At 58.2% G+C, this 13,068-nt stretch carries 12 protein-coding genes; 1 reads left to right on the forward strand and 11 read right to left on the reverse strand.

Annotated elements, in window-relative coordinates:
• The first annotated feature begins 25 nt into the window (after nucleotides 1–25).
• Nucleotides 26–1,027, forward strand: a complete 1,002-nt coding sequence (locus ACID345_RS10375; protein ID WP_011522819.1) for a beta-ketoacyl-ACP synthase III — start codon at nucleotides 26–28, stop codon at nucleotides 1,025–1,027.
• A 47-nt stretch (nucleotides 1,028–1,074) separates the two neighbouring features.
• Here the strand turns inward: ACID345_RS10375 and ACID345_RS10380 are convergent, their stop codons facing one another.
• From ACID345_RS10380 to ACID345_RS10430, 11 genes are all read right to left on the reverse strand, one after another.
• Nucleotides 1,075–1,761, reverse strand: a complete 687-nt coding sequence (locus tag ACID345_RS10380; protein ID WP_011522820.1) for a SprT-like domain-containing protein — start codon at nucleotides 1,759–1,761, stop codon at nucleotides 1,075–1,077.
• A gap of 25 nt (nucleotides 1,762–1,786) precedes the next feature.
• Entirely contained in the window at nucleotides 1,787–2,329 is a 543-nt protein-coding gene (locus tag ACID345_RS10385; RefSeq protein ID WP_011522821.1) for a hypothetical protein, read from the reverse strand.
• On the reverse strand, nucleotides 2,329–2,751 hold the full coding sequence (locus ACID345_RS10390; RefSeq protein WP_011522822.1) for a hypothetical protein: 423 nt from the start codon (nucleotides 2,749–2,751) through the stop codon (nucleotides 2,329–2,331). Before ACID345_RS10390 ends, ACID345_RS10385 begins: the two co-directional genes overlap by 1 nt.
• The gene (locus ACID345_RS10395; protein ID WP_011522823.1) at nucleotides 2,748–4,028 is read right to left on the reverse strand and encodes a tetratricopeptide repeat protein; all 1,281 of its coding nucleotides are present in this window, start codon (nucleotides 4,026–4,028) and stop codon (nucleotides 2,748–2,750) included. The genes ACID345_RS10390 and ACID345_RS10395 overlap by 4 nt, the downstream gene beginning before the upstream one ends.
• Before the next feature lie 57 nt (nucleotides 4,029–4,085).
• Entirely contained in the window at nucleotides 4,086–7,007 is a 2,922-nt protein-coding gene (gene uvrA / locus ACID345_RS10400) for an excinuclease ABC subunit UvrA (RefSeq protein ID WP_011522824.1), read from the reverse strand.
• 113 nt (nucleotides 7,008–7,120) lie between these two features.
• Entirely contained in the window at nucleotides 7,121–7,885 is a 765-nt protein-coding gene (locus tag ACID345_RS10405; protein ID WP_011522825.1) for a cytochrome c oxidase subunit 3, read from the reverse strand.
• A 153-nt stretch (nucleotides 7,886–8,038) separates the two neighbouring features.
• Nucleotides 8,039–9,607 carry an ArnT family glycosyltransferase gene (locus ACID345_RS10410; RefSeq protein ID WP_187148984.1) on the reverse strand — a complete coding sequence of 523 codons (1,569 nt, stop codon included), beginning with the start codon at nucleotides 9,605–9,607 and terminating at the stop codon, nucleotides 8,039–8,041.
• A gap of 55 nt (nucleotides 9,608–9,662) precedes the next feature.
• Nucleotides 9,663–10,568, reverse strand: a complete 906-nt coding sequence (locus ACID345_RS10415; RefSeq protein WP_011522827.1) for an alpha/beta hydrolase — start codon at nucleotides 10,566–10,568, stop codon at nucleotides 9,663–9,665.
• Between the two features lie 14 nt (nucleotides 10,569–10,582).
• Nucleotides 10,583–11,143, reverse strand: a complete 561-nt coding sequence (locus ACID345_RS10420; RefSeq protein WP_041855604.1) for a class IV adenylate cyclase — start codon at nucleotides 11,141–11,143, stop codon at nucleotides 10,583–10,585.
• A 338-nt stretch (nucleotides 11,144–11,481) separates the two neighbouring features.
• Entirely contained in the window at nucleotides 11,482–12,471 is a 990-nt protein-coding gene (locus ACID345_RS10425) for a polyprenyl synthetase family protein (RefSeq protein WP_041856538.1), read from the reverse strand.
• 23 nt (nucleotides 12,472–12,494) lie between these two features.
• Entirely contained in the window at nucleotides 12,495–12,989 is a 495-nt protein-coding gene (locus ACID345_RS10430) for a YajQ family cyclic di-GMP-binding protein (RefSeq protein ID WP_011522830.1), read from the reverse strand.
• Nucleotides 12,990–13,068: the final 79 nt, after the last annotated feature.

Consider the following 13,068-nt stretch of genomic DNA (forward strand, 5'->3'; position numbering starts at 1 on the left):
TGCAACCTACTGACGGAGAACGGATTTGACTTCTGTACGTCGCGCCAAGATTACGGCGCTTGGAACCTACGTTCCACCCCGCGTCCTCTCAAACTTTGACCTTGAAAAGATGGTGGATACCACCAACCAGTGGATCCTCGAACGGACCGGCATTCGCGAACGTCATCTCGTGGATAAGGGCGTTGCTGCCAGCGACTTAGCCGTCGAGGCCGCGAAGAAGTGTCTGGCCAACCGCGGCATAGAGGCCGCGGAAGTCGAATGCATCGTTGTCGGCACCGTGACCCCGGACATGATGTACCCCTCCACCGCTTGCCTGGTGCAGCACAAACTCGGCATTCCCAATGCCTGGGGCTTCGACGTATCCGCCGGATGCTCGGGATTTCTTTTCTCGCTGACCACCGGAGCCAAGTTCATTGAGAGCGGCCAGTACAAGAAGGTCCTTGTGATCGGCTCCGACGTGAACTCCTCGATGATCGACTACACCGACCGCGCCACCTGCATCATCTTCGGCGACGGCGCCGGAGCGGTCCTGCTGGAACCGACGGAAGACGGCGAAGACGTCGGCGTCATGGACCACATTCATCAGGTCGAAGGTGTCGGTGGACAGTACCTCTACATGCCCGGCGGCGGCAGTTTGAACCCGGCATCGCACGAAACGATTGACCAGAAAATGCATTATGTTCATCAAGATGGACAAAATGTCTTCAAGTATGCCGTGAAGAAAATGTCGGAGATGACCGAGAAGGTCCTAAAGCGCAACAGCTTGACCGGCACCGATGTGGACTGCTTCATCGCCCATCAGGCCAACAAGCGAATCATTGTCGCCACCGCTGAGCGCCTGAAAATGCCCATGGAGAAGGTCATCATCAACATCGAGAAGTACGGCAACACTACGGCTGGAACCATTCCTTTGGCCATGCAGACGGCACTCGATGAAGGCAAACTGAAGAAGGGCAGCAACGTTCTACTTGCCGCCGTCGGTGCGGGATTCACCAGCGGCGCCACGCTCCTGCGCTGGGCGTTCTAATTTTTTCTGGAATATTTGAGGCCGCGAGCGATGGCGGCCTTTTGCTTTTACAGGGTCTTGAGAAACGCCAGCGCCTTGTCGAGGTCAGGGAAGAGCTTTTCCTCTTCTTGAAATTCGCGCCCATGCACGCATCGGCGGCTGCCGCGCAGCTTTACCGGATGCTTCAAGTGCAGCATCTCGTGGTAGAGCAGGTATTCGACGGCATATCTCGGGATCAGGGGCTGGTCAAATATCTTGCTGATTACGATCGCGTTGTGTGCCGGATCGTAGTGTCCTAAAGCTCGGCGGGAATGGTTATTGCTCCACGTCAGCTGCGGCCGCGCCATCAATCCGAAGAAGAAGCGGCGATTCAGGTCCTCGAAGACTTCTTCCAGGTCGTAAACGCGGCCTTGCGTCCCGTGTATGGTCTTGCGCCCGCGCATCTGCCGGATGGTATGCGCCTTTTCCGTCAACTCGCGGCTATTGGTGTAACGGCGATATCGGGTGTTGTGCTGTGGTTCGATCTCTTTCCGATACAGCTTTGCCAGCAGGATGTGCGCAATCGCCTTCAGCACCGGTTCCGGCGCGCCTTCCAGCAAATCCGATAGTCGAACTTTCAACTCTCCCTCGCGCAATCGAATCGTATTGTTGATGTTCGCGAAGGGATAGAAGCGGATGTGCATCACGGGCATCGGCGCCCGCGGACGCAACTCGCGATAGGTTTCCTGGAAGATTTCGTGGATACGGCTGGTCAAAGCAATTTCAGATTAGCACGCGCGGCTATTCTTCTTTTTTGAGCTTCTTGTCTTTCGCGAGTGCATTCTGCTCCTGCAAGATGTGGCGGGCGTCGTCAGCGTAATTGTTCAGCGACTCGGTCGCATCCTGTAGCACGAACTTGTATTGTTCTGCGTCCGGCGGGGCCTCAGGGCCATTGGTCTTTTCTGAAATCGCTCGCAACTCCGCCTGGAATTCGCTGGAGCCCTCGATCACAATTTTCAGCGATTTCCGAATGTCCCATTTGTCGGCGTGGTAGGTTTCCACGTTGTCGCCGATCTCGTCACAGAGGGTTGCGAAGTCTTCCAGGAGATCGTGCAGTTGCTTGCTGCGGTCCTTTGCTTTCGTATCGGCGAGCACCTGCTGGATGCTGGTCAGCCGGGCGCGAGCGAACCCTACATACAACTTCAGGCGTTCGTTCGGCTCTTGAGCAGTATCGCGAAGTTTGTCGGCTTCTTCCGCGTTGAGCGGATCGCGGCCGATCTTCCGCTGCGCGAGCAGGGGACTACACAGCACCAATCCCAGGAGCAACGCGGCCGCGAGCCTCATCAGTGTTTTCTCTTGAACATCTCTTCGAGCAGATTGTTCCGTGCCGTGTCCACGGCGTCGATGACCTGCTGTACCGCATCCTGCTGGTCAAAGGGGCGGCTGTTCTTCACATCCACGAGGCGGTTTACGATCTTCCGAAGGTTGATTTCAGTTTCCTTCTCACGCTTGCTTGATTCGATGGCTGCGTCTGATGCCATCTTGGCATAGTCGGCTATCTCTTTCAGGTGGGCAGCACCCTCGGTGTCTTTACCTTGCTTAAATGCGCTGTCGGCAGCCTTGGCAGCTTGTTCCGCAGCTTCTAGAGCATATTTCGCTTTGTCCGCCCCTGAGGCGGATTCGGCTTTTGTTTTGTTTTCAGTTTGTGCAACCGCAAACAACGCGAGGAACACCACGACGACTGCGAGCGCGACACTTCGCATCATTTCTTTCTCGATTCAGGGTCTATTGCGATAAGACGGTGCCGCGCCTGCCATTCCTGGTCGGGAAATTTGCCATCCGATACCGCCAGGAACTTCTTATAGGCCGCGATTGCGTCTTTTACTAAGCGGAGATTATCGTAATTCGTCGCACGAAGGAAGTAGGTACCCTGATTTTCCGGATAGAACTTTGCCCGCGCGTCCAACGCCTTGAGCGACAGCGCATAATCTTTGTTCTCGGCGGCAGCAAACGCCAGGTCGTTGTACGCCTCTCCCATGTTCGGATTCAGCTTGATAGCAATCAGCGCCTGCTCCTGCGCCTCCGCGTTCTTATGAAGCCGCAGTAGGGCATTCCCGTACAACTCACGCAGGGCGGCGTCATTCGGCTTCGCCTGCACCAATTGTGCGTAGGCCGCCGCCGCCTCTTTATACTTCTTGGCCGCAAGATAGAAATCCGCTGCCGACTTCTGGGCTTCCCCGTCATTCGGAAGCAGCTTGAGAGCGGCGTCGTACGCGGCCGTCGCGTCATCGTCCTTGTTCTCAGCTGCCAGAACCCGCGCCAACTGCAGCTGTGCGTTGCTGTTCGTTGGATCGCCCGCCAGAATCTTCCGCAGCATGGTCTCGGATTCTGGTAGCCGTTTCGCGTTCAGGTAGATGTTCGCCAGCCCGGTGATTGCCTCTTTTGAGCCAGGATCCAGCGCCAGGACTACCTGATACTCGCGCTCCGCACCCGCCGTGTCCTTCGCTATTTCATACATCTGCGCCGCGCTCAGATGCGGCTCCGGATCTTTCGACTTGAACTTCGCGGCCTGCTGATAGGCCTCGGCCGCCCGCTGCGGGGATTCCTTGCTCAGAACGTGCCCCAGCGACAGCCATGCCCGGAAATATCCCTCTTCCGGATGGCTTGTGGGTTTCAGCGTCGTAGCCACGGCCAGGTATTTCGCCGCGTCTGGATTGCCAAGTTTCGCAAGTGAGATACCGAGATTCAGATTGCTCTCAAAGATGTCCGGCTTGGCGTCGACTGAATACCGGTATGCCTCGGCTGCCTCTCGGGTCTTGTCTTGGGAGGTGTAAACGTAGCCGAGGTCGAACCACGCCCGGTAGTCCTTGGGCTCCTGCGAGGTGGCGTCCTTCAGAAGTGTCTCGGCCGCCGCCCAATCCTGCTTGCCGATCGCCGTTTCGGCCTGGTCCACCGGAGACGCTGCAGCCACCTTCGCAGGCTGACGCGTTTGCGCCGATGCACAGCCAAGCGCCAGAATTGCCACCAGCCACGCACGACGCATCAACCGAGACGTCCTCCGGGAGCCAAAGCCCGTCGCTTAGACGTACGGCGGCAGGGTTCAGTCATGCGACCCATTTCCGTGGATCGGAAGATATTTCGCCAGCCACTGGCCGGTATACGAGCCTTTGGTCTTCGCGACCTTTTCCGGTGTTCCGGTTACGACCAGGTTTCCGCCGCGATTTCCGCCCTCCGGCCCTAGGTCGATCACCCAATCCGCCGTCTTCACCACGTCGAGGTTATGTTCGATCACGATAATCGACCCGCCGGCGTCGATCAGCTTCTTGAACGCCGCCAGAAGTTTGCTCACGTCGTCGAAGTGCAGCCCCGTCGTCGGTTCATCGAAGATGTAGAGCATCCGTGGATGCCGCCGAATCGGTTTGCCGTCCTCGGTCGTCGCCGGACGGCCGACGTCCCTCATCTTCGGCTGCAGATGCAGCGCCAGCTTCATGCGCTGCGCCTCGCCACCACTCAACGTGGTTGCCGACTGCCCCAGCCTCAAATATCCCAGCCCCACTTCGTCGAGCACACGCAGCTTGTCCACGATCTTCGGCGATCCGCTGAAGAACTGCAGCGCCGACTTCACCGTCAGATCCAGCACCTCGTGGATGTTCTTCCCGTGATACCGAATCTCAAGAATCTCCGGCTTGTACCGCGTCCCCTTGCACTCCTCGCAGATTAGTTCCACATCGGCGAGGAACTGCATTTCGACCGTCACAGTTCCGTCGCCCTGGCAGTTTTCGCAACGCCCGCCCGGAATATTGAACGAGAAATGTCCCGCCGCGTAACCGCGCTTCTGCGACTCAGGCAGGGAAGCGAAGTGTTCGCGGATCGCGTCAAACGCCTTGATGTAGGTGATGGGGTTCGATCGCGGGGTGCGCCCGATCGGCGACTGGTCCACCAGCACAACTTCGTCGATGTACTCGGCGCCTTCGATGCTCTCGAACCCGCTGAGTTGCAGCCCGGTCACCTGCCGCTTCTCGGTCGCCAGCCCTTGGTACAGGATGTCATGCACCAGAGTAGATTTCCCGCTCCCCGACACGCCCGTGATCACCACCATCATCCCCAGCGGAATCTCGACATCGATCCCCTTGAGATTGTGAGCGTAGGCGTTCTTCACCACGATCTTCCGCGAGTTCGGCTCCCGCCGCTGCGTCGGCATCGGAATATGCAACTCGTCCGCAAGATACCGCCCCGTCAGCGATGCCGAGTTCTTCTTGATCTCGTTGTAGGTCCCCGCCGCCACCAACTTGCCGCCATTTTCCCCGGCGCCCGGCCCTAGGTCGAGAATGCGGTCGGCCGTCTGCATGATCTCCGGATCATGCTCCACCACCAGGATAGTGTTTCCCAGATCGCGCAGGTCATGCAGGATGTGGATCAACCGGTTCGTATCTCGACTGTGCAGCCCGATCGATGGCTCATCCAACACATACAGCGTCCCCACTAGCCGTGATCCCAGCGAAGTCGCCAATTGAATCCGCTGTGCTTCGCCCCCGCTCAGCGTCGAAGCCAGCCGGTTGAGGCTCAAATACTCCAGTCCAACTTCGTTCAGGAAGCGCAGCAAGCTCTGGATCTCTTCCAGCAGCTTGCCCGCGATCTCCGTCTCTTCGCGGGTGAGCTGGATCGTCGAAAAGAACTTCGTTGCCTCCTCGACCGTCATCGCCGTCACTTCGCAGATGTTCTTCCCCGCGACGCGTACATTGCGTGCCTCGGTGCGCAGCCGCGCTCCGCCGCAACTGGAACACTGCGAATACCCGCGATACCGGCTCAGGAACACCCGCACGTGCAGCTTGTACTTCTTGCGCTCGAGATGATTGAAGAACCCCCGCACCCCGGGATACTTGCCGTCGCCCTCGATCAGCACATCACGTTGCTCTTTGGTCAGCTCGCGCCAGGGCGTATCCAATGGAATACCCACGCTCCGCGCATAACGCTTCATCTCCGTCCCCAGCGGACGATACTTCGGCTTCGTCCACGGCTCAATCGCGCCCCCATTCAAGGTCAGCGTTGGATCGGGCACCACCAGGTCCATATCGAAATCGATGGTGTTCCCAAACCCCTGGCACTTCGGACACGCCCCATACGGATTGTTGAACGAAAACAGCCGCGGCTCCGGTTCGTCGTACTTCACATGACAGTTCTTGCACTCAAATCGCTGCGCAAATCGAAGGCGTTCTGGCGCTCCGCCCTCTTCACGCGGCGCGGTTTCAAAAATGACTTCGCCGGCTTCGCGGTACGCCGACTCAATCGCATCCACAATGCGCGAACGGTTATCCGGAGCCGTCGCAATTCGATCCACCAGCAGATAAACGGGCTTCGAGAAATCGATATCGAGCAGCGACTCCGGCGTTGAGAATTCGAAAATCTGTCCCGTCTGGAAGAGCCGATTGAATCCCCGCTTGCGTAGCTCGAACAGCCGCTCTTTCGTCAACTCATCCTGTGCCGGTGCAGTTTGCTTCTTAGGCTTGCGACCTTTCGGCTTCTTTTCCGGTTCGACCGGGGCCGGAGCCTGCACCAGAGGAAAGAGCACATTAAAGCGCGTCCCCTCCGGCATCGCCAGCAACCGGTCGGCGATCTCGTCGACGGTATCTTTCTTGACCTCGCCGCCGCAGTTGTCGCAGTAGGTCCGGCCCACACGGGCGAAGAGCAGCCGCAGATAGTCGTAGATCTCCGTCGCCGTCGCCACCGTCGAGCGCGGATTGCGGGTGCTATTTTTCTGCTTGATCGCTACCGCCGGTGCGATACCGTCAATCAGGTCGGCATCCGGCTTCTCAATGCGCTCCAGGAACTGCCGCGCATACGCCGACAGCGACTCCACATACCGCCTCTGCCCCTCGGCATAAATCGTGTCAAAGGCCAGGGAGGACTTGCCCGAGCCAGAAACCCCGGTCACAACCGTGAGCTGGTTGTGCGGAATCTCCACGTCAATGTTCTTTAAATTGTGTACCCGCGCACCGCGGACAATAATGCTCTCGTTCGACATCGGCCCCGTAACAAGCACCCCAATCCGGGCGGAGGAATTTCCGCAGGGCTACAGAAGGGCTCCGGAGGAGTGCAGAGTCTTTCTATTTTACTAGAGAGTCGCGGATCTTGGCCCTACACCCCGCTAAAGTACATCAGCGCGAACAGATATACCCACAACACGCCCATGAAGTGCCAGAAGATGCTGGTCGCGTCGATGATCAGCCGATAGTTCTCGGGCGCCCGCCGCACAAAAGACACCACACCCGCATAGGTCAGTGCCGTAATTCCCGCCAGCAAATGCGCCGCGTGGGCTCCCGTCAGGATGAAGAAGAACGAGCTGCTGATCATCGTCCCCATATACAGGCCGTGATGGTGCAGCATCCCCCACGCCCGATACTGCCCATACAGGAACCCTCCCGCCAGCATCAGGGTCGCTCCGAGCCAGGGGAATCCAACTTCGCGCCCCAAGCTCACGCCGGGCACATGCAGTCCAAACAGCGCCACGCGTCGTCGCGCCTGCTTCCGGGCCAATTCCAATGTAAAGCTGCTCAGTGCCAGCAGGATGGTATTCAGGAACAGGAGCTTTAAAGGCAGGCTGACTGGGGTCCAGTCCGAAACGTAATTGTTGGTCGCCATGTCATACCGCGTGCCCGACTTCCGCGCCAGCATCAGCGAACTGAAGCCGACAAAGAGCATCACGATCGAAGCGAGAACGATATAAACCGCAAGCTTAACGCGGCGCAGGCGCTCCGGATAACTGGGAAAGCGGTCGTCATCGCCGCCACCGCGATGCCCATCTCCACCCCAGTCGTAATCTACAGGGATCGGACCACGACCACCGCCATTCGAGGTGATCGGATCGCGAGAGCGGAGTCCGGAGCCGGGAGGCATATGCATTGGGATGCAATTCCGCGCTGAAGGAAGCCCAATCGGCAGAAGCGGCGGCGAGAGGTTTCGCCGTCCCCCACATCCGATAGGCGGGAGGATATCACAGGGTGGTGTGACGTGGGGAGGCGCGGGACGGGCGTCCAAGAAAAATTTACGATTCGCCTAATTGAAGTGCTTCGTCTTAGGCCAAATCTCTTGCAGGTTCCATTTGAACCCGCGGCAGTGATAGATATTCAGCCACTCGTCGGGCCTGGACAGCGGGTACTCGGCCGTCCCAATGATCGAGTACGAAGCGCACTTCGTCTGCATGTTGCGCTCGTCATCATCGCCCAGCACGATCAGGCTCTCCCCTGTATACTGCCGCGGCCCCCAGATCCAATAGCTCTGGTGGTTGCCAATAGACTTTGGCAGCCCGTACTTCGGCCCGAAGAAATCAATCGCGCCCGCGTCACCATAGTTGTTTGCGAAGATCGCAGTCTTGGCCTTTTCCTCTGGCGAAAGCGTGTTGTAGTACGCGGCCACCTTCTGCACCATCTGCTCCCATCCGAACATGTCGGCATAAAGCTGCGGCAGCTTGCCTTCTCGCTGGTGCTCGAACTTCTGCTGGTGGATCCCCATCTTCTCCTCGTAGGCGATGAACTTATCCACCGGCAGGATGGGCACGATCATCGGCGCGTAAATCAGGCTGATCGCCGCGATCAATACCGCCGTCAAGGGCTTTACCCATACCCAACCGCGCTTCTGCGTCGCGGCACCCAGTCCCACAGCGCCCCCCGCGAACACGATCGGGTACACCGCCGCCACGTAGTACGTCTTTCCGTGCAGCCCCATGATCGCGAGCAGAAAAACCAAAAACGCACAGTTCAGCGTCCGATAGCTGCGGCCTGCTTTGGTAAATCCGTAGATCACGGAAGCAATCACAAGAATGCCGGCGGCAAAGCCGATCATCTCCAACTGCGCCTTCAGGAATCCCAACGGACCAAGCACCACGTCGCGACCACTCTCGCGTACGTTACGCATCAGTTCAAGGAAAGGGAAGTGGTGCTTCCACTGCCATAGGAAATTCGGCAGGCAGATTGCCGCCCCGAGCAGGCATCCCAGCCAAAACCACTTCTGCTTTAGGCTGCTCCGCAACGGCGTTAACACTACGCCCACGATCAGTCCCACAATCCAGAACGCAATTCCATACTTGTTGAGCAGCGTGATTCCCGTCAGCCCGCCCACCGCCAGCCAGAGCCTCTGGTTTCCGGTATTCACAATCCGCACGACGCAGTAGGCAATCGCGACCCATAGCAGCGGATCAAACGCATTCATCGTGAACAGATGTCCGAACGCCAGCCCAATCGGCGCCATCAGCGTGGCCAGCGCTGCCAAAAACATCGCCCAGCGACGCCCACCCAGCTCCCGTGCCAGCATTCCCGCCAAGAAGATGCTCCCCGCATGCGCCAGCGCCGGCAAAAGCCTCAGCGCATAGAGAGACGTTCCAATCGTGTGCTGGAGTAGCCACGCCAGCCAGCCGATCATTGGCGGCTGATCCACGTACCCCCACGCCGGATGCTCCCCGCACGCCAGGTAATACAGCTCATCGCGGAAATACCCGTAGTTCGGACCCGCGACTGCGTACACCACCAACCGGAGCCCCGCCAGCACGAGCACGAGCGTTATTCCCGACGTCCAGCGCGCTCGGTTTCTTTCCTCGGCGTGTTGCCTCGTCAAAACAGCAAGCGGCATCCCAGCACTCATGGAGCTTAGTACGCTCTTCGTCCGTGGATAGTTCCTGATTGCGCTACATCAACTTCAGCGATCGCAACCATCGATCAAGCAGGGTGGGCCACGTTCCTAACACGGGATCCTGTGCGGCCAATCCCACGCCGTGTGGGCCTGAGTTGTACACATGCAGTTCCACAGGAACTCCTGCGTTTTGCAATGCCTGGTAAAACGACGTGCTCGTGCGAACGGGCACCGTGTCGTCATCGGCCGTGTGGAAAATAAATGTCGGCGGCGTCTTTTTCGAGACTCCCCGCAACGGCGAATACTGAATGAAGTTGGCGCACTTGTCTGACGGAATCTCCAGCACGGAGCAATAGGAAATCCAATCCCCTTGCTTCAATTCCATCGCATTCAGCCACGGATACACCAGCACCATGAACTTCAGCCGGCTGCTCAGCCGATCAACCGGATCTCGCGCGCCGGGATCGCCGTCATCGGAGGTAGTGGCCGCCATCGCCGTCAAGTGTCCACCCGCCGAAAATCCAAGCATCCCAATCCGCTCGGGATCGATCCCGAACTGCTGCGCACGCGACCGCACCATGCGCACTGCACGTTGTGCGTCTTGCAACGGTGCGGGATAGAGATAGCGCGGCCCCAGCCGATACTTCAATACAAAAGCTGTGAACCCTCTTGAAGTGAACCAGTCCGCAACCTCACGCCCCTCGTGGATTGACGCCAGCATCTTGTAAGCACCGCCAGGCACCACGATCACCGCCGGATGGTTCGGCGGCGCATCCCACGGCTCAAACACCGTCAGCGTCGGAATGTCGTCGTCGGTGGCGCTGATCGCGCCGGGCGCCGCGCTATCCCAAAGCCGAATGGTCTGGATGTGGAGGTATTTGTCGGAGGCCGAATCCGGCTGCGCAAATGCCGCAACGGAAGCCAGGATGAACAGGACAACAAGACCGCTAAGCTTCAGCATCGAGTGTTCTCCGTTTACTTCGTGCCGCACTCCGCAAAGGTCATGTTCGCAGCCTTACGATTTGAACTCCTCACGAACTGCTGAAACAGCTCGGCATACGACGACGTAATGTACTGATCCTCCGAAATCCCAAGCAGCTTCGCCACATGGTCGATCCAATCCGGTTCGCCTTCGATTTCACCAAATTCCCCGACCGGCGTGTGATCGAGCACCACATCGCCTTTCCCGTCAGTCCATTCCGCGCGGAACTTCTCGTACCGGAACGACGGCTTCAATCCCAACGCTTCAAAGATCTCTTCCAGCTTTTGCCCATCGCCAATTGAGGTCTCAGTCTCTTTGCGCGACTTATGCTTACCGGCTTTGCCCTTCGCCTTGTGCGTCACCTTCCACTTGCCGCCGAATTCGCGAATGCGCAGCAGTTCGCCACGCCCGCGGAGCTTCGATCCTGGAAAATCGTACAGTGTATTTAGCTCGTGGGTAGACGCAGTTTTCTCGCGGAATTGGTTGGCGCGGAGACTTTCTTCGAGGGCTTTCCGGTCAGCGATCCGGAACTTGATTTCGACTTCGTTCGCCATGCGCTCAGTATATCGGTCGCGGGTCTGCCAGGAACGGCGGCATGGTCTGAGGCCCACAGCCATGGTCGCGGCTGTGCTGGTTCAACGATTCGTGAGCCGCCGAATAAATCTCGTTCCAGTGCTGAACGCTATTGCGGCGCCGCCTCAGCGAGTCCGGTGAATCGGACGCAAGGCCGAGTATCTCGTGCGCCTTTCGCACAGCGAGTTCCAGCGCCTCCAATCGCGACTGGAGACGGTGCCGCACTTCGCAGTGATCGGGTAGAACAGACTCAGTGGGCACGTGGACAAGCTTAGGATGCCGAACGATGGCGAAAGGTTAGATTGCAGAGCAGCTGGCACTACTTGTCGCGCTCAACCACGAATTCCGGCACCCAAATCAGCGCCCGCTTGTATTCGGAGTCGGGGAACTCCTCGATCGCCGCCTTGGCTTTTACCGCGAATTCATTAGCGCGGAGCAGCGCATTCTCCACAGAATCGTATCGTTTCAGGATCTTCAGAATATCAGCGTGTTGCACGCTCACGAAGCCGTTCTCGCGCATTACGGCGACGATCGTGTCCCGCTCTGCCGGCGTGCAATGCTCGAGCGCGTCAATCACCGCCATCGTGACTTTGCCCTCGCGCAAATCGCTTCCCACCGGCTTTCCGAGAACCTCTTCGCTGGCGGTCAGGTCGAGAACATCATCCACAATCTGGAACGCCATGCCGACACAGTGCCCGTACTCACCGAGCTTCTCGATCTGTTCCGCGGTTGCGCCGCCCAGGATCCCGCCCAGTCGCATACACACGGAGAACAGGCAAGCCGTCTTGCGGTCGATCAGGTCGAAATGTTCCTGCAGCGAAATCAGCTTCCCGAGCTTCTCGATCTGCAGCAACTCGCCTTCGACCATCTTCTGGGTAAGCTCAATGAGCGTGTCGAGGACGGCGAAGTTCCGCTCCGCGACTGCCACCTTAAACGCCTGCATGTAGAGCCAATCGCCCGCGAGCACGCACTTGGAATTGCCCCACTGCGTGTTTGCCGAGGGACGCCCGCGCCGAATCTCAGCATCATCAATAATGTCGTCGTGAACGAGAGTTGCCGTGTGGATGATCTCCACCACCGCCCCAAGCCGCACCGCGCCGAGGCCGCGATAAGCCATCAGCTTCGCACTCAATAGCAGCAGGGCAGGGCGCAGACGTTTACCGCCGCCATTGCGCAGATACTCACCAATCTCGGTAATCGCAGCAACGTTCGAAACGGTATCTCGCCCGAACTCGCGCTCAATAGCGAGCAGATCTTCGCTGATCAGCTCGAAGACCTCTTTCACCGATTTGGTCGCTGGACTATTCAACCCCAAACTCGCGCCGCTCCCCACTAGTTCGACCGATAATTCGTGAACTGCACGTCGATCCCGAAATCTTTGTTCTTAATCAGCGCAATGATTTCCTGCAGCGTATCGCGGTCCTTGCTGCTCACTCGCACCGTGTCACCCTGAATGGATGCCTGTGCCTTCTTCTTCGAATCTTTAATTACTCGGACGATTTCTTTCGCCTTCTCGCCCGGAATCCCCTGCTGCATCGTGATCTTCTGCCGTACCGTCGCGCCCGCCGCGGACTCGATTGTCCCGTACGTCAGACCCTTAAGCGGGACGTTACGCTTAACCAGCTTGCCTTGCAGAATGTCCGTGACCGCCTTCAGCTTGTACTCATCCGACGAATGCAGTTCGATCGCATCTTTCTCCAGCTTGATCTCGGACTTCGTATCCTTCAGATCGAAGCGCGTCTGGATCTCTTTCGTCGCCTGCTGAATGGCGTTGGACACCTCTTGCAAGTCAATCTTGCTCACAATGTCGAAGGAATTGTCGGCCATAAAACAGTAGTGTACGGCAAAAACGTGTAAACACGAAGGCCACGAGGTTCACGAGCGGTCGAAGTCAACCGACCCAAAT

This window comes from Candidatus Koribacter versatilis Ellin345, from assembly GCF_000014005.1.
GTDB classification, from domain to species: domain Bacteria; phylum Acidobacteriota; class Terriglobia; order Terriglobales; family Acidobacteriaceae; genus Korobacter; species Korobacter versatilis_A.